An 18352-nucleotide genomic window follows, 5' to 3' on the forward strand; every position below is an offset into this window, starting at 1 on the left:
ATACTATATTTATTAATAAATTACAATAAAAAGGGTTGTGGCAAATACTTTTCATTATAAGTTATTTACCACAACCTTATTTAACTATTAAATTTTTCTTGTAAAAATAAAGCTACACCATCTTGATTATTACTTAAAATGACCTTAGTTGCAATTGATTTTAATTCTTTACAAGCATTATCCATTGCATAACATTCATCGGAAATCTGAAACATAGGTACATCATTGATAGCATCACCAAAGGTCACTACCCTATCAAAATTATATGTTTCTTTTAACTGCAAAATCCCATTAGCCTTTGATGCAGTTATAGGCATAATCTCACACCAATAAGACTCATTATAAATTTCTTTCTGAAATGTTACTCTAATATTGTTATTTTCTTTAATAGAATTATAAAACTCTTTTACCTCATCATATTCACCAATAATAGTGAAATAAAAAATATTACCCTCATAAAGGTTTTCACTACTGTTCAGAGGGTTCATTCTAGGGTCATTACCTCTAACATCAAGGTAATATTTTGTACCTTGATTTACAAAATTCTTGTTATAGCTAACCTTTTCTACATTATTAACAAATGAATACACCAAAGGGTTAAGTGAAGATTTCTTAATATTTTCAATAATAAAATCTCTGTCAGCCTTATCAAAGTAATTGGAATTCACTATATCTCCTGTATCTTTCATCATTGTGAAAGTACCGTTATATACAACTACAGGTAACTTTAGGTTCAAACCCTCAATTTTATCACTTGCAGAAACTAAGCTTCTTGCAGTAGCAACTGTAAAGTTCATTCCTTTATCAATAAGAGTGTTAATAATATTTTTACTATTTTCGCTAATCTTAACATCACTGTTCAGTAGTGTACCGTCAAGGTCAGAAACATAAAGTGTATTCATTTATTCCTCCCAAAACAGTTCATCCAAAGTTTTGCTAAGTGCTTTACAAATTGCAATGCAAAGTTTGATTGTAGGGTTGTAGTCACCCTTTTCAATAGCATTTATAGTTTGTCGTGATACTCCAACAAGCTCAGCAAGTTTAGCCTGAGAAATATCCATACCTGCCCTAGCAGACTTTAACTTTAAATTTTTCATTCTTCAATCTCTTTCTTTTCTACTTTTTTGTCAATGATGATTTTCATAATTGCAATTACTGAAACAATCAAGAATGTGATGCCACAAACTAGGTTCATAATAAATGCTTCATCACCATCACCACTAACTGTATTACCAAAATAGCAAACAAGGTTAATTACACTTACTGCCAAAAAGATAATAACATACTTTGAAAGATTACCGGACAATGAAACATAAGCATCTTTAACAATTGCATAAATAACAAATACGGCAACGCCTAAGCAAATACCCACAAAGTTCATTGACATTGTATCAAGCCAATTACCAAAGAAATTGCAAAATAGACCGTTGGCAACATAGTAAGCAATAACTGTAAAGAAAGAATACTTATATGCTACACCTTGAATAGCCTTTTGTCTTTCGTCGTAATCGTTAGTAGGTTTACCTTTTTTCTTTCTATACAAATGTGCAAAAAGACAAACAAGGAAAACCACTACAAAACCTGCAACAATACCTAATGCATAAAAAAGTTTCTCAGTATTAATCATAATAAAACCTCCAATAAAATTTATTTTTATCTCCTGACTATATATTACTACCCAGATTACATTATGTCAAGTATATTTTACAATTATTTTGAAATATTTTACTTTATGTTAAGTCAGCTTTTCTAATATATATTTTTAGGCAATAAAAAAGTCACACCGAAAACAGTATGACTTTTAGAATTTATTAACTTATTTATTACTTTTTCAGTACAACCTTATTTGTCTTTTTCTTAGGTCTTACAAACGAAATAAACTTATACCTTACAACATCATAGGCTCTGCCAAGGTTAAATTTCTTTGAAAGAAATAATCCGATTTCAGCCACTACAATACCACCGATAATATCAACAAACACATGTTGCTTTACAAATACAGTTGACATACAAATTAGTACAGCAAGAACAAACCACACCTTGCTATACATAGGGTGAACCTTCTTACACCTTAAAGCACCTCTAAAGCAAATCCAGCTTTCCATACAATGGATAGATGGGAAAAGATTATTAGGTTGGTCCAATGAATAAACAGCATTAGTCAACCAGTTAAGAACACCTCCGGAAGGAACATTTGCTCTTGTCATAGTGGTTGGGATAATAACAAAACAAAATAGGCAAATGGTTTTGCACACAAATTCAGCAGCAAAAAGCTCATTGCAAAGACTTCTACTTTCTTTAGCAAACACCAAGAAACCTATAATCCACAACGCATAAGAAAGAACATATATCACTACAAAAGAGGATACATAAGGAATGTAACTATCTAATTTTATTGAAAAATCATAATGGGTCATTTTGTTGGTAAAGAACCTTGTCATATTGTAAACAAGGGTGTTCCAAACAAGACAAACCACAATAGGCAAATACGCATATCTTGGAATTAACTGTTTTTTCATATCAAACATATTAGCACAACCACATTTCAAAATCAAGATTTAATCTATGTTTTATATACCTTTTACAAAAAATGTACATAAATTAACATACATATTTTATGAATAAGTCCATTTGTTTATTCATATATTTTGGTAAATATATAGAAATTGTAGAATTTGTCGAATTTCGTTGGTGCATTTCATTGTATTAAAGTGATAAATAGTGTATAATATACAGGTACAAGGTAGTGCATATATTCGGTGTGCTACCTTTTTTCCGTAGTAATATACAATTTAAAAATGAGGAGCAGAATTATGGAACATTTTATGAACTCACTGCAAAATGTCCTAAACGACATTGACAATGCAGTATGGGGTCCTGTAATGCTGATACTGCTTGTTGGTACAGGTGTTTACCTAACCTTTAGGTTTGGTTTTCTACCTTGGAGAAACCTTTTTCCATCACTAAAAGCACTTTTCAGCAAAGAATCAAGAATTAAAAAAGACGGTGGCAAAGGTGATGTTTCTCCTTTTGCAGCACTTATGACTGCACTTGCATCTACAATCGGTACAGGTAACATTGTTGGTGTTGCCACTGCTATGGTAGCCGGTGGTCCGGGTGCTTTGGTATGGATGTGGATTTCAGCAGCGTTTGGTATTACAACAAAGTTTGCTGAATGTGCATTATCTATTAAGTACAGAGTTGTTAATGACCGAGGTGAAATGCTTGGTGGTCCTATGTACTCAATTAAGGCAGCATTTCACGACAAGCTACCTGGTAAAATTTTGGCAGTATTATTTGCAATCTTTGCATTACTTGCTTCATTCGGTATCGGTAACTTAACACAAGCTAACTCAATTTCTGATGCAGTTAACTCAACCTTTACTATTCCTACATGGGTAACAGGTCTAATCCTTACTGTTATGGTACTGCTTATTGTTTTAGGTGGTATTCAGAGTATTTCAAAGGTTTCTTCTGTACTAGTCCCTGCAATGGCTGTCTTTTACATTATCGCAGGTCTTGTAGTTATCTTCGGTAACATTTCCGGTATTCCTGAAGGACTAAGAAACATTTTTGTTATGGCTTTTTCCGGTAAATCAGTTGCCGGTGGTATAGCCGGTACACTTACTGCAACAATGATGAACTCAATGCGTTACGGTGTTGGCAGAGGTGTATTTAGTAATGAAGCCGGTATGGGTTCTGCTGCTATTGCTGCAGCTGCTGCACATACTGACAACCACATTCGTCAAGGCTATATCAATATGTGTGGTACATTCCTAGATACAATTGTTGTTTGTACAATTACAGGTTTAGCTATTGCATCATCCGGAGTGCTTGGTACAACTAATGCAGCTATGGATGGCACATATGTTATTGATAATAACAAAATCACTATTGCATCTCACAATATTGGTTCTGACTCCTCATACAAAGACACAATTTACGAGTATGCATTAACTGATGATGGTTTCTCATTAACTGATGATAGTGGTAATGTTACAAACTACACACCTTGTACTAAAGAAAAAATTGCTACAAATCAGGAAACTGACTTTGACAAAAAGATGGATGGTGTAGAAGCTAAGGCTACCGAAACAACTTTACAGGGTACATGGCAAGATGAAAGTGGTAACAATGTAAAGTTCAGTACTGATGGACAGTACGAATCACTTACACTAACAACCGGTGCTAAGCTAACTATTGAAGCATTTAGAAGTGTACTTGGTGATGTTGGTGCTTACCTTGTAACTATCGGACTTATCCTCTTTGCTTTCTCTACTATTCTTGGTTGGGAATATAACGGTGAAAAGGCACTTGAGTTCCTTGCTAAAAAGCCACTTGTATGTTACATATACAGAATTATATTCTCACTTGTTGTTTACTTCGGTGCAGTAATTTCTCTTGATATTGTATGGTCATTCTCAGATATTGCGAATGCACTTATGATTGTTCCTAATGTTATTGCAGTATTAATCTTAAGCAATAAACTTGCAAAAGAAACTAAAGAATTCCAACCAATTTGGAAAGAAGAAAGAGCAAAAGCTAAGAATAATAAATAATTTTCAATTGTAATATAGTAGGTAATATTTGATTTTATTTACTGCTTTTGATTTCATTTACCGTTACAAAAACAAAATATAAACTTAAAGGAGTGGTTCAGCCACTCCTTTTCTTTTTCCTTATTCTCATTTTTATTGTAATTTATAATAAATATAGTAAGTTATACCTACAAATAAGTTTTTTCAATTTTCATTATGCGTAAAGGTTAGTTAAATAAATTTGGGTTTGTGGGGATGATTATGTAATGTAGATTAATTAGATAGTAACCGATTAATTCATCTAGTTTATAGTTTTTCCCTCCTTCAGTCATTCTTTAAAAGGTGAATTGCTTTGCAATTCACGAATGACAGCTCCCTCGTCTGAGGGAGCCGGATACAGTTTCTACAAATCAATAAGTATGTACATATTTTCAAAATTGTACATACTTTGTTGCCTCCTCCCTCGCTGAGGGATAAGTGAGCATCCAAATTTTATATTTGGCTTTGCGAACTTATGCAGAGGCTGGTGGCTTTGTGTATGCAAAGACGGAAGGAGTGGTTGATATTTTAAACTTGTTTAAAATATCATCATAGAAGTAACTTTCCTTTATTTCTAACTATAAAATACAATGAACATTATGAGATACAGTTGTAGGGGACATCATTGATGTCCCGTTACAAACTAGCCTTTATATAGGTACTTTGCCCTATGTAGCAAGTTATAATTTCTAGTTTCTACATAGGACAAAATTGTATAAAATATTTTACTATTAAACGGGCGAACGATGTTCGCCCCTACGACTGTAAGCCAAAATTTTGTTATAATTCACACCCACAAACCCAAATTTATCAAAATCATCTTAACCACAACCAAATTAAAAACTATTTTATCTATACTTTTAATTCAAGATCACCACAATATAATTTAGATACATTGCGAAACACAGCCACACCAAATAAGGGATTTGGAGATAACCGGCGATTTTATTACATTTGTAAAAAAGCAAAATCATTCCCACCACCATAAGGATAAGAATTGTCAGCCAACCAAATGAAAGTACAAACTGTTCCCCTAAGAAGAAAAGCATTGACCACAAAAAGTTAAAGGCTAACTGCACACCATAAATCAGCAGTCCATACTTCTTATATTTACAATGGGACTCATAAACAAGTGTTGCAGAAATACCCATTAAGAAAAACAGTATTACCCACACAACAGGAAACACCCAATCAGGTGGTGTCAATGCTGACTGATTAAAATTACTTGAAAAATTTTTAGATGCATTCTTAGTTAAGAATCCTGAAATCTGTCCTATACCTATACTGATAATAAGGCTGATAATGTAATTTTTTAATTTTATCATTTTATTTCCCCTACCTATAAAATGTATATCATTATTATGTGTAAATTTTCTCATTTATTACTACAAAATTTTTATGATAGTATTTCATTTTACAGAAACTTTTGGTACAATTAGAGTTAATAGGATGTGAAATAATGAATAAAATTTTGAAATTCGATAAACTAAAATTATTCTTTTACTTTTTAGCAAGTGTATTTACTGCTAACTGTTACTTGCTATTAAAGGGTGGACAGTTTTCATTTATTATGGTAGCTATTGTTACCTTTTTATATTCAAACATTATGCCTTTAATCGGTAGCACAGTACATACAAAAAGGTTAAAGCTATGTGACCATGGTAGGATATGCTTAACAACTTTTGCTTATTCTTGTTTAGTATCGGTGATTTATCATATTGTATTTATGATTTGGATGATACCTAATGTGGCAAGTTGGACAGATTTTCTGTATAGTGTTTTAGTATGTGTTGTTACACTTTCAATATTATTCTGGAACGGAATTATAAATGTATATTTATTTTCTGTTCAACTTGGAATTAAGCACAGAGTAATAGGCATTTTGTGTGGTCTTATTCCTATCGCAAACCTATTTGCACTGGGCAAAATTGTAAAGGTTGTTAAGGATGAGGTTGTTACTGAAGAAAGCAAATATCTACTAAATGAAAGTAGAAAAGATAAAGAAATTTGCCGTACCAAGTACCCTATTTTATTTGTACATGGTGTGTTCTTTAGGGACTTTAAGAACTTTAATTATTGGGGTAGAATTCCTAAAGAATTAGAGAAAAACGGTTGTAAAGTCTACTACGGCAACCATCAATCAGCTTTATCTGTAAAGGACAGTGCAAAGGAATTGGCAGAAAGAATCAGAAATATTGTAGCTGAAACTAACTGCAAAAAGGTAAATATTATTGCTCACTCTAAAGGTGGTCTTGATGTTAGATATGCTATTGCTAAAGAAAATATCGGGGAAATGGTAGCTTCACTTACCACAATCAACACACCACATAAAGGTTGTGAATTTGCCGACTACCTACTGACTAAAGTGCCTAAGTCGATTCAAAACAAAATTGCAACTACATATAACACTTCACTAAGACAACTTGGTGACAAAAATCCTGACTTTATGGCATCGGTTAATGACTTAACTGCAAGTGGTGTTAAGGCTATTAATGAGGATATTGGTGAAGAACACCTTGATAATATTTACTGTCAAAGTTTTGGTTCAATACTTAACAAGGCTACAAGTGGTAAATTTCCACTTAACCTTTCTTACCATTTGGTTAAATATTTTGACGGTAAAAATGACGGTTTGGTTTCTATAAAGTCATTTCCTTGGGGTGAGAACTATACCCTACTGACTGTTAAAGGCAACAGAGGTATTTCTCATGGTGATATGATTGACCTTAATAGGGAAAATATTAAGGGCTTTGATGTAAGAGAATTTTATGTTCAACTAGTAAGTGACCTAAAGAATAGAAATTTATAATGGAGGTAACTATGAATAGAGGAAATATATTTCACAGAAGTTTCGGTAATCAGTGTTATGCACTTGATGAAAAAAGACTAAAAATTTCACTGACTACCGGTGATGATATTGAGAGAGTTTATATTTGTTACGGTGATCCATTTGATGCCGGTATTATGGGTGGTCAAGAAGTATGGGAAGGTACTAAGGAAGAAATTAAAACCTATATGACACTTGACCACAACAGAATTTGGAATGTAGTTGTTGAACCTAAACATAAAAGGTTAAGATATTACTTTATTGTAGAGGACAATAAGGAAAGTTTATGTTTCTTAGAAGATGGTCTTATTTCTAAAGAAGAATTAAAAAATCTTATGCTACCTAGCTACTTTGTAATGCCTTGGCTTAACAGCAGTGATGTAAATGTTACCCCTAAATGGGTACAAGACACAGTATGGTATCAGATTTTTCCTGACAGATTTTGCAACGGTAATCCTAGCATTAACCCTGAACATTGCAAAAAGTGGCAGAAAGGCAAGGTAGGTTTGTGGGACTTTTATGGTGGTGATATTTACGGTATTAAGGAAAAAATTCCTTACTTAAAGGACTTAGGCATTACCGGTATTTACATTAACCCTATTCTAAAATCCTCAACCAACCACAAGTACAACACCGATGATTATGAAGTAATTGACCCTCACTTTGGCGATGACAAAATCTTTAAAGAAACAGTAGAACTTGCACACAAGAATGGCATTAAGGTAATGGTTGATGCAGTGTTTAATCACAGTGGCAGTGACCATCCATTCTGGAAAGATGTACAGAAAAACGGTGAAAAGTCAAAGTACAAGGACTGGTATATGGTAAACAAATTCCCTGTAACTAAATCAGGTGACACTAGGGATAATCAGTTCTATTCCTTTGCTTTCACAAAATATATGCCTAAGCTAAACACAAACAATCCGGAAGTTATTGACTACTTTACAAACATTTGCAAGAAGTGGATTACCGAATGGAAAATTGACGGTATAAGATTTGATGTAGCAAATGAAGTTAGCCACACATTCCTAAAGCATCTACACAAAGAGCTAAAGGCTATTAACCCTGACATTTATTTAATCGGTGAAATCTGGCATGACTCACTTCAATGGTTAATGGGTGATGAGTTTGACTCTATTATGAACTATCCCCTAACCTTTGGTATTAGAGAATTTTTCTTAAACAAGAATATGCCTAGTGAAAAGCTATTTCAGCATATTAACAGAAGACTTAATATGTATTATGACCAAACAAATATGGCTATGTTTAACCTATATGACTCTCATGATACAATAAGGCTTATTAATTCAGTTGACTTTAACCTTGATATTTACTATCAGCTACTTACAATACTATTTACAATGCAGGGCAGTCCTTGTATTTACTACGGTACAGAAATTGCCTTACATGGTGGATTTGACCCTGATTGTAGAAGATGTATGCCTTGGGATGACATTGAGAAAGGTACATACAAGGATATTACAGAAAAGGTTAAAGAAATTATCAGCCTAAGGAACAACCATATTGCTACAAAGTCACCTAATATGGAACAGATTAATAACCCTAACAATAGAGTTGTTGAGTACATAAAGCACAGTGACAATGAGGACATTAAGGTTATATTTAACTGTAGTGAAAGTCCTATTGATGTAGAAAATGTAGACAACATTCTCTTTGAAAACGGTTACAGTGATAATTCTTTAAAAGAAAATGGTACTTTGGTTTACAAAATCAAATAACAAAAGAAAGGAACCTCTCACCTAACAATTGTTAGATGGGAGGTCTCTTTATATATAACAAAACAATAAACACGAAATTAAAATATCAATAATCACAATAACTGTGTTATTAACCCTAAACTTTTCCGACAAAATATGATTCAGTATAACTGAACCTATTAAAATCAAAAATATAACAATCATAGGTATTTGGTAGGATATAGCAGTATTCTTACTTTGTCTAAACAGTATCAATATTACATTTCCAAGCAAACCGGCAATAATTGCACGAATATAGTTGCCAAGTGTTTGACATACTCTTGAAGTTGAAAATTCATCATATAGTGAGTAGAAAATGTGAAAAGCTCCACAAGAAACACCAATTGCAATTCCACCACCGGCAATAGCCATAAAGATACTGCCAAGGTAATTACCAAAGAAATCCAAACCAAAGTAATAACCAACACAGGACAAGGTTTTGCCAAGTATTGAACCGGGAAGAATATTTACAACAGAAACAATGTTGTTATAGAAAGTATCTTCACTGACCATATCATCAACAAAAAGTCCATCAGCAATTACAAGGTAGGCATCTCCACCACCAAAGGACATTAGTACAGAAACAATACTTCTAAATGCAAATACAAATGAATGCAGGTCAAGCATTATTATAGGGCATATTACTAAGGATAAAAAAATCACCCAATACCCTAGGTCAGAAAGTGTATCCTTGATTTTAATATTATTTCTTTCAAAGAAATTAAACTTTCTAAAAGCAAAGATAAGTACCATTACTATCATTATAATATCAACCAGAGCAGTAATTTGTGATATGTACTTATGGTCAAAGCCACCATGCTCAAAAAGGTAAACTGCTGAGATTATAACTGAAACACTTTGCAAGATTTTGTTATCAGTTGCCTTGATGCATATTATTAAGAAAAATGCAGCTAAAAGAATATATACAGTTGAAACTGAGATTATGTAGTCACCCTTAAGTCCAAGTAGCTTAAATAAATTCTTGCCACCTGACAGTACAAAAACTGCAATCATAACGAAAAGTGAACGATTAAATCGCCTTTTCCCTTTAACCTTATTTTCTACAAAAACACTTTTCACATAATTTATCAACAAGTAAATAATAAATGCCGACACACCAACAGTTAAACACTTTACTACCGGTGCAATCATTTCTTGCAAAGCTGACAACAAGGTTATTAGCAAAAGTGATGCAATGATTCCCGGTAAAGCCATCATAACTCCACCAAGAATCATACCCTTTTTACCAAAGTTCCTTTTACCTATTGAGGAGGCAATTTCTATTGGCAATGCACCGGGCGTTAGACTTGCTACAATAATATCTTTATCGAAATTTTCTTTGGTATCAAGTTTATTTTCTCCAACAAAAACATCTTCAAATATGGGTATTAATGCACTTCCACCACCAAAGCCAAGGCAACCTATCTTTAAGATATTTAATAAAAAAGCAGAAAACTTCATTTTACTTTTTCCTTAAAGCACCTTTAAATTTGTTGTAGAAAGATTTAATAGGATGCTTTAGTAAATATCTTGTTTCTCTTGAGTAGGATTTTTCTTTATTTAATTTTTCATTAATGTTCTTTATTTGATTATTTATTTTATTAAGTTCTTTTTTCAGTTGTTGATTTTCTTTATAAACACTACCCACAGCATTTGCAAAGAATAGAATTAGCTCCTCATGATAATTCTTATCGTTATAATCCCAAGCAGTTGTTTCCTTGTATGTGTAGTCAAAAAGTGGTTTACCGTCACCGATATATTCATCAACAATACTTTCATTACTGTCGACAAACTGTTCCATAAAGTCCTTTACTTCATCTGTTGACATAAGGGAAGTATTGCTTTCAGGAAGTACTTCTTCACATTCCTTTAATATTTTAATCAGTTTATTGTTATCAGCCATAGTTATTGGCTTTAATCTGTTAAGTACTCTCTTGATTTCACCTGATTGAACAGAAATACCTGTATTTGCAGTTTCCTTTAGTTGCTGAAAACTATCATCAACCTTTACACCTAAGATATGCAGAAAGTCCTGATTAAGGTCACCGTTGTAAAAATAATTTCTGTCAAATCTTTTTACAATTACATTTTCTTTAGAAATACTTTTTGCTATGTTATCAATTCTGTCACGATAATCCATAACACATTTGTACTTACCGTTCATTTGGGCAAAGTATTCATCAAAGCTCTGTGTACTTGCTACAAAGTCCGTCTTTAGCTTTTGGTTATATCGTGACATCATAAACTGATCTTGTCGTCTTAGATACACAATAACCTTTATCTGATAGTTATGCTGTTCACTATGCTTTTTAAGGTCCTTCCACAAGCCTTTTCTTCTTGTAGAAGTTGCCCACCAAATACTTTCATCAGAAAGTAAAATAGTGTCATTTTCCTTAAAGCAATCAACAATATACTGCAATTCACTGTCAAAAACTTGCTTTTCTTTTTCCTTATTTCTAGTACCGTTTTCTTTTATTACTCCATGTAAGAAGTAACCGTTTCTGTTAACACTTTTTCTCTCATAATGATAGTGCATTATAGGATACAGAACACCTTGTTCCTTTAGCTTTTCCCTATTTAATCCACAAAAGTTCTGAATAGATGTTGTACCGGTTTTGGGAGTACCAATATGTATATATAATGTTTTCATACTACACCTCACAAAAACTTTTCAAGTTGTTTCATAACAATATCAACTGATTCATCAAGTGAACGGTTAGTAGTATCTACTGTAATTGAAGGGTTTTCCGGTTTTTCATAAGGACTTGAAATTCCTGTAAATTCCTTAATAACACCATCTCTTGCCTTTTTATAAAGGCCTTTAATATCTCTCTTTTCACATTCTTCAAGAGGTGTACTGACAAAAACTTCGATATAATCTTCACCGATAATTTTGTTAGCATTTCTTCTGTCTTTTCTAAAAGGTGAGATAAAAGCAGTTAGCACAATAAGTCCTGCGTCATTCATCAATTTTGCAGTTTCAGCAATCCGTCTAATGTTCTCTACCCTATCTTCATCACTAAAGCCTAGGTTGTTGTTAAGACCCATTCTTACATTGTCACCATCAAGTAGCATTGTGTGCTTACCCATAGCAACAAGTCTTTTCTCAATTTCATTTGCCAAGGTTGATTTACCTGAACCTGAAAGTCCTGTAAACCAAATTGTTCTTGCTTTTTGATTTAGTGACTTTTCTCTAATTTCTTTTGAAATATCTGTTTTCTGCCACACTAAATTTTTCTCTTTAGCAATAGTAGCAGAACACTCTGTTAAGTTGTTTCCCATAAATCATATTCCTTAAATCCCAATATTTTGATGCACACTTTGCACCATAACGGGATTTATTATAAAATCAATTCCTTGAAATAATATTGAAAATACTTTATAATTTATTTAAGATATTACAAATTTCTACATTAGGAGAACATTATGCGAATATTAATTGTAGAGGATTCCTACAGTCTTGCTGACACATTACAAACTGCACTAAAAAATGAAAATTACATTGTTGATGCAGTTTTTGATGGTTTAGACGGCTATGAATACGGTAGGACAGGAATATATGATATTATTATTCTTGACCTTATGCTACCTAAGATGGACGGTTATCAGGTTATTAAGAAATTAAAGGATGAAAAGGTATATACACCTATTTTGATTTTATCTGCAAAGTCCGAACTTGATGACAAGGTTAAGGGCTTTGAAGTTGGAGCTGATGATTACCTTACAAAGCCATTTGAAATTAAGGAACTGATAATGAGGGTAAATGCTATTGTTAAGAGAAATTATAACTTGCAAAGTCAAAACCTAACTTGTAACAATATGTCCCTTGATTTAAAAGGTTGCAAAATGATAAACACAGATACAGGAAAGTCAATCAGAATTTCCGGCAAAGAACTCCAACTGTTGGAAATGTTACTGTACAACCAAAGGCAAGTGCTGACTAAGGAACAAATTACAGAGAAAATCTGGGGTTATGAGTCTAATGCCGAATACAACAATGTTGAAGTGTATGTATCATTCATCAGAAGAAAACTAAAGCAACTTAACTGTAAGGCAACTATTAATTCCATCCGAGGTGTTGGATATTCTTTGGAGGGATAAATGAAAAATAAACAACAAAAAAGAATTTTCATAGTGCTAATGATTATCTTCACTATCACATTAGTCAGTGTTCTTGTTGCCGTTAATATAATTAATGTAAATTCCAGCTTTAGACAACAAAGAAGAATGATTAGAGATGACATTGGTTTTTACGGTATAGAGGCTTTTTGTGGTAATGATAATCAGAAAATAAAAAGGCAAGAATATGACTATAGCACTTCAGTTGTATTGAAAAACAAAAATATAATGGTTCTTTCAAACAGTCTTAAAGATACTACCGATAAAGATATTCTTAATATGACTAAGGAACTTCAGAAAAGTGGAAAAAGATTCGGTTCAATTGATAATTATATTTATCTTGTAAGAATCTTAAAAAGTGGCAATACAGTTTATATTTTTGTTAACAACAAAGAGGCATTGCAAAATTCAAAGCAATTCTTTATTGTATCAATCTTTATTTTCTTGTTATCAGTAATTGTATTTACAATAATTTCTTACTACCTATCAAGGTGGATGATTAAGCCATCGGAAAAGGCAATTAAAAATCAAAAAATATTTGTTGCAAATATTAGTCACGACCTAAAAACACCTATCACAATTATTAGGGCAAATGCTGATTTAATAGAAAATGAAGTAAAGAACAAAAAAAGCATAAAGTACATTAAGCAAGAAACAGAAAAGCTAAATCACCTTGTAAATGAAATGTTGACACTTACTAGGATTGACAACACAATAAGCAAGGAGAATTTCAAAAACTTTAACTTTGGCGATTCTTTGTTTGATGTTGTACTGCCATTTGAAAGTATTGCATATGAAAAAGGTATTAAGTTTAACATTAATATTGATGAAAGTACAAACTACTTTGGCAATGAAACTAATATTCAAAAGTTGGCAGAAATCTTAATTGACAATGCAATGAGCTATACTGCAAAAGGTGGCATAGTTGATGTTGATGCTTATGAAAGTTCAAAGGCAGTTACACTTTCTGTTACTAACACCGGTGAACCTATCAGTGATGAAAAGAAAGAAGAAATATTTGATAGATTTTACAGAGAAAGCAAGTCAAGAGAAAGTACCGGTAACCACTATGGTTTGGGACTTTCCATTGCAAGCACTATTGTTAAGAAACACAACGGTAAAATAAGTGTTGAAAGTAAAAACGGCAAAAACACATTTACCGTTACATTGCCAAAATAATAATTTCTACATAGAAAAAGAACCTTGATGGAATTTCCACCAAGGTTCTTTTATATTAATTAGGATTATTCATCGTATAGGTTAGTTGATAGGTATCTTTCGCCACCATCAGGGAAGATAACTACAATGTTCTTGCCCTTGTTTTCAGGACGAGCTGCTAACTGCTTACCTGCCCATAGAGCTGCACCTGAAGAAATACCGATTAGGAAGCCTTCCTGTTTAGCTGCTTTTCTTGCAGTTAAGATAGCTTCATCATTAGGTACTGCAATGATTTCATCATAGATTTCTTTATCAAGAGTTTCAGGTACAAAGTTAGCACCGATACCCTGAATCTTATGAGGACCTGCCTGACCCTTTGATAGTAGTGGAGATGTTTCAGGTTCTACTGCAATAACCTTTACATTAGGGTTCTGTTCCTTTAGATACTTACCTACACCTGAAAGTGTACCACCTGTACCTACACCGGCTACGAAGTAGTCAACTTTGCCTTCTGTATCAGCCCAAATTTCAGGACCTGTTGTATCATAGTGCATCTTAGGGTTAATAGGGTTAGTAAACTGACCGGCAATAATACTATTAGAAATTTCCTTAGAAAGCTCTTCAGCCTTGTCTGATGCACCCTTCATACCCTTGCTACCTTCTGTTAGTACAAGTTCTGCACCGTAAGCCTTAATAAGCATCTTTCTTTCGTTAGACATTGTTTCAGGCATTACGATAATTGTTCTGTAGCCTTTAGCAGTTGCAACAGAAGCAAGACCGATACCTGTGTTACCACTTGTAGGTTCAATAATAACTGAACCTTCCTTTAGTCTGCCTGTCTTTTCTGCATCTTCAATAATAGCCTTAGCTACCCGGTCCTTAACACTACCGGCTGGGTTAAATGATTCCAGCTTTGCAAGTAGTGTTGCTTCAATTTTTTCTTCTGCTTCAATATGTGTAAGTTCTAGTAGTGGTGTGTTACCAACTAGTTCTGTAATTGATTTCTTAATTGCCATTGTTAGTTACCTCCAATTACTTAATTGCTGCAAAGCCTTTTTCAAGGTCAGCGATAATATCGTCAATGTTTTCAATACCGATTGATAGTCTTACTGTGTTTCTATAGATACCTGCATTAGCTAGTTCTTCATCATTCATCTGAGCGTGAGTTGTACTTGCCGGATGGATTACAAGTGACTTAGCGTCAGCTACATTAGCTAGTAGTGAGAATAGTTCTAGGTGGTCGATAAAGTCCTTAGTCTTCTGTTCGTCACCCTTTACTTCAAATGTAAAGATTGAACCACCACCGTTAGGGAAATACTTCTTATAAAGTTCCTGCTGAGATGGGTCGTTAGAAACTGATGGATGGTGAACCTTTTCTACTAGTGGGTGGTTGTTTAGGAACTGTACAACCTTTAGTGCATTTTCAACATGTCTTTCAACTCTTAGTGAAAGTGTTTCAAGGCCCTGTAGGAAGATAAATGCGTGGATTGGTGAAAGTGTAGCACCTGTATCACGAAGTAGTAAAGCTCTAATCTTTGTTACGAATGCTGCAGCACCTACATCTTCTGAGAAGCTAACACCATGGTAACTTGGGTTTGGAGCAACTAGAGATTCAAACTTGCCTGATGCTTTCCAATCGAACTTACCACCGTCAACAATAACACCACCGATTGTTGTACCGTGACCACCGATGAACTTTGTTGCTGAATGAACAACAACATCAGCACCATATTCAATAGGTCTTACTAGGTAAGGTGTTGCGAATGTATTATCAACGATTAGTGGAATGTTGTGCTTATGAGCAATCTTTGCAACTGATTCAATATCAACAACATCTGAATTTGGATTACCAAGTGTTTCAATGAAAACAAGCTTTGTGTTGTCCTGAATAGCATTTTCGATTTCTTCAAAATCAAATGGATCAACAAAAGTTGTTTCGATACCATATTCAGGAAGTGTGTGTTCTAGTAGGTTGTATGTACCACCGTAAATGTTCTTAGCAGCAACAACATGGTCACCGTTAGAAGCAATGTTAGCGATTGAGTAGTAAACTGCTGCTGCACCTGAAGCAACTGCCAGAGCAGCTACACCACCTTCAAGAGCTGCAATTCTCTTTTCGAAGATTTCCTGTGTTGGGTTAGTAAGTCTGCCGTAAATGTTACCTGCATCTGCAAGACTGAATCTTGCTGCTGCATGGTCGCAGTTCTTAAATACGAATGAAGAAGTCTGATAGATTGGAACTGCTCTTGAATCTGTAACTGGGTCCGGAGCTTCCTGACCTACATGTAGCTGAAGTGTTTCGAATTTATAGTTATTGTTTGACATAATTGTTTCTCCTTTAAATAAAAAATATATTTTAATATTAGTTAGTTTCTATTAAGTTTTGTGAGTTATTACAGCAACAACATCGTCCACTGCCATAATTTATTCTGTTGTAAAAATAAAATTTTTCAGACATAAATTTTTACCCCATTTCTTAATTACACATTTCCTATCTGTTTAGTGTGATTTGAATATATCATATTATTTCTGACTTGTCAATAGTATTTTTAAAATTTATTAAAAAAAATTACCATCCGATAATTTTGGATGGTAATTACAGATTTATTATTCTCTTACTGAATTATTTATTAATATCAATAACAACATATTCAGCTACACAACCGGTCTTAAACTTAATTGACCAGTCCCCTATTCCCGAACTGACAATAAAGTCTGTGTTCTTTTCTCTTTCGTAGCCATATGTTTTGTCGTTCATACCCAACCATTCACCTGAATATGTAATAGGAATTAACTGTCCACCATGAGTATGACCTGAAAGTACTAAGTCAACATTGGCATTCTTTTCTTCCTTATAGTGGTTAGGCTGATGGTCCAGCATAATTATATACTTATTGCAATCAAGGTTCTTTACAAGGTCCTTAGCACTTGCTCTTGTGCCACCTTTTTCAACCTCTGAATAATCCTGTCTGCCTACAATATAGAACTTATTATTTAGAAGTACACTTTCATCTTCCAGAACCTTAACACCGTTTTTCTTTAGTTCTTTTGCAAGGTCATTACCGTCATAACCTCTGTATTCTTTGCCATAGTAACCCTTATCGTGATTACCGTAAACAAAGTACACACCATACTTTGTTTTAAATTTACTTAGTGCTTTACATGACTGTATCATATCTTCCTTAGAAGTATCATCATCAACAAAGTCCCCTGTAATAACTACCACATCGGGATTTTCTTTATTCATAGTATCAACATACTGAGAAAATTCTTTATAGTGGAATGTAGCACCTATATGAGAGTCTGAAATTTGCACAATACGAAGTGAATTCATATCTTTATCAGTAGTTAAGTTATAATCAGTTGCTACCACATTATGAGCAAAATACCAACCGAATGTTAGATATACTGCTGTAAGCACCATAGCGATTATACCTTGAAAATAAAATTTAAAAGGCTTTTTCCTACACTTCTTAATAATAAAGAAAATGAAGTCAACAATAATCCAAATCACAACTAAATGCATCAACACAATAATACTGTTCATCATATTAAGAGTTAATGTTAAAACAGTAAACATAACAAGAATAATTATGATAGAAAGTAAAATTGTGAGAAATTTCTTGTTCATTGTTATTTTCTTCATAAATCTAAATTTATAAAATCTGCTGATTAAATACACAAAACAGGCTACTGCAAAAACCAGTACACAGCCAAATATTAAGCCCCACATAATAAACTCCTTTTCTGTAAAAAATCTTTAGATAAAATCATAACAGAATAAGTCACATTTTGCAATGAAAAAATCTTTTTAAAAATTTTACTGCTACACAAAAGAGAGATGGCTGTGATAGAGGGTATCACAGCCATGGAAGGGTATAAAAACAAATCATTGTTGCACACTAGGTTAAATA

Annotated in this window: 16 protein-coding genes; 5 read left to right on the forward strand and 11 right to left on the reverse strand. The window is 33.3% G+C overall.

Annotated elements, in window-relative coordinates; all coding sequences use genetic code 11:
- Nucleotides 1–80 precede the first annotated feature (80 nt).
- From E5Z56_RS01575 to E5Z56_RS01590, 4 genes are all read right to left on the reverse strand, one after another.
- Nucleotides 81–902 (reverse strand): HAD family hydrolase, encoded by an 822-nt coding sequence (locus E5Z56_RS01575; RefSeq protein WP_138156230.1) that lies wholly within the window; start codon nt 900–902, stop codon nt 81–83.
- The gene (locus E5Z56_RS01580) at nt 903–1097 is read right to left on the reverse strand and encodes a helix-turn-helix transcriptional regulator (protein WP_138156231.1); all 195 of its coding nucleotides are present in this window, start codon (nt 1095–1097) and stop codon (nt 903–905) included.
- Entirely contained in the window at nt 1094–1627 is a 534-nt protein-coding gene (locus E5Z56_RS01585) for a hypothetical protein (protein ID WP_138156232.1), read from the reverse strand. The genes E5Z56_RS01580 and E5Z56_RS01585 overlap by 4 nt, the downstream gene beginning before the upstream one ends.
- Before the next feature lie 196 nt (nt 1628–1823).
- Nucleotides 1824–2528, reverse strand: coding sequence for a phosphatase PAP2 family protein (locus E5Z56_RS01590; RefSeq protein WP_138156233.1), 705 nt, complete (start codon nt 2526–2528; stop codon nt 1824–1826).
- 297 nt (nt 2529–2825) lie between these two features.
- On the opposite strand from E5Z56_RS01590, the gene E5Z56_RS01595 reads away from it, so the two are divergent.
- The gene (locus tag E5Z56_RS01595) at nt 2826–4559 is read left to right on the forward strand and encodes an alanine/glycine:cation symporter family protein (RefSeq protein ID WP_138157924.1); all 1734 of its coding nucleotides are present in this window, start codon (nt 2826–2828) and stop codon (nt 4557–4559) included.
- A gap of 878 nt (nt 4560–5437) precedes the next feature.
- Here the strand turns inward: E5Z56_RS01595 and E5Z56_RS01600 are convergent.
- On the reverse strand, nt 5438–5902 hold the full coding sequence (locus tag E5Z56_RS01600; protein WP_175405334.1) for a TspO/MBR family protein: 465 nt from the start codon (nt 5900–5902) through the stop codon (nt 5438–5440).
- A 134-nt stretch (nt 5903–6036) separates the two neighbouring features.
- Between E5Z56_RS01600 and E5Z56_RS01605 the strand changes: the two genes are divergently transcribed.
- Both E5Z56_RS01605 and E5Z56_RS01610 read left to right on the forward strand, forming a co-directional pair.
- Nucleotides 6037–7386, forward strand: coding sequence for an esterase/lipase family protein (locus E5Z56_RS01605; RefSeq protein WP_232842465.1), 1350 nt, complete (start codon nt 6037–6039; stop codon nt 7384–7386).
- 11 nt (nt 7387–7397) lie between these two features.
- Nucleotides 7398–9143, forward strand: a complete 1746-nt coding sequence (locus E5Z56_RS01610) for a glycoside hydrolase family 13 protein (RefSeq protein ID WP_138156235.1) — start codon at nt 7398–7400, stop codon at nt 9141–9143.
- 48 nt (nt 9144–9191) lie between these two features.
- Here the strand turns inward: E5Z56_RS01610 and E5Z56_RS01615 are convergent, their stop codons facing one another.
- Genes E5Z56_RS01615 through cysC form a run of 3 tightly spaced genes read right to left on the reverse strand, consistent with a single transcriptional unit; the run spans nt 9192 to nt 12443 of the window.
- Complete coding sequence (locus E5Z56_RS01615; protein ID WP_138156236.1) at nt 9192–10622, reverse strand: chromate transporter; 1431 nt, start codon at nt 10620–10622, stop codon at nt 9192–9194.
- 1 nt (nt 10623) lies between these two features.
- Nucleotides 10624–11811: a hypothetical protein gene (locus E5Z56_RS01620; protein ID WP_138156237.1), complete on the reverse strand. Its 1188-nt coding sequence runs from the start codon at nt 11809–11811 to the stop codon at nt 10624–10626.
- Between the two features lie 8 nt (nt 11812–11819).
- Nucleotides 11820–12443 carry an adenylyl-sulfate kinase gene (gene cysC / locus E5Z56_RS01625; RefSeq protein ID WP_138156238.1) on the reverse strand — a complete coding sequence of 208 codons (624 nt, stop codon included), beginning with the start codon at nt 12441–12443 and terminating at the stop codon, nt 11820–11822.
- Between the two features lie 144 nt (nt 12444–12587).
- On the opposite strand from cysC, the gene E5Z56_RS01630 reads away from it, so the two are divergent.
- Nucleotides 12588–13262 (forward strand): response regulator transcription factor, encoded by a 675-nt coding sequence (locus E5Z56_RS01630; protein WP_138156239.1) that lies wholly within the window; start codon nt 12588–12590, stop codon nt 13260–13262.
- Nucleotides 13263–14459 (forward strand): sensor histidine kinase, encoded by a 1197-nt coding sequence (locus E5Z56_RS01635; protein WP_138156240.1) that lies wholly within the window; start codon nt 13263–13265, stop codon nt 14457–14459.
- Nucleotides 14460–14524: 65 nt separating this feature from the next.
- Here E5Z56_RS01635 and cysK read toward each other — a convergent pair whose 3' ends face one another.
- The 3 genes from cysK to E5Z56_RS01650 form a co-directional block, all read right to left on the reverse strand.
- Entirely contained in the window at nt 14525–15454 is a 930-nt protein-coding gene (gene cysK, locus E5Z56_RS01640; protein ID WP_138156241.1) for a cysteine synthase A, read from the reverse strand.
- A gap of 16 nt (nt 15455–15470) precedes the next feature.
- A complete protein-coding gene (locus tag E5Z56_RS01645; RefSeq protein ID WP_138156242.1) occupies nt 15471–16763 on the reverse strand; it encodes an O-acetylhomoserine aminocarboxypropyltransferase/cysteine synthase family protein in 1293 nt (430 codons plus the stop codon).
- Nucleotides 16764–17061: 298 nt separating this feature from the next.
- Nucleotides 17062–18069, reverse strand: coding sequence for a metallophosphoesterase (locus E5Z56_RS01650; protein WP_175405335.1), 1008 nt, complete (start codon nt 18067–18069; stop codon nt 17062–17064).
- Nucleotides 18070–18352: the final 283 nt, after the last annotated feature.

It is taken from the genome of Ruminococcus bovis, assembly GCF_005601135.1.
GTDB lineage: Bacteria > Bacillota > Clostridia > Oscillospirales > Acutalibacteraceae > Ruminococcoides > Ruminococcoides bovis.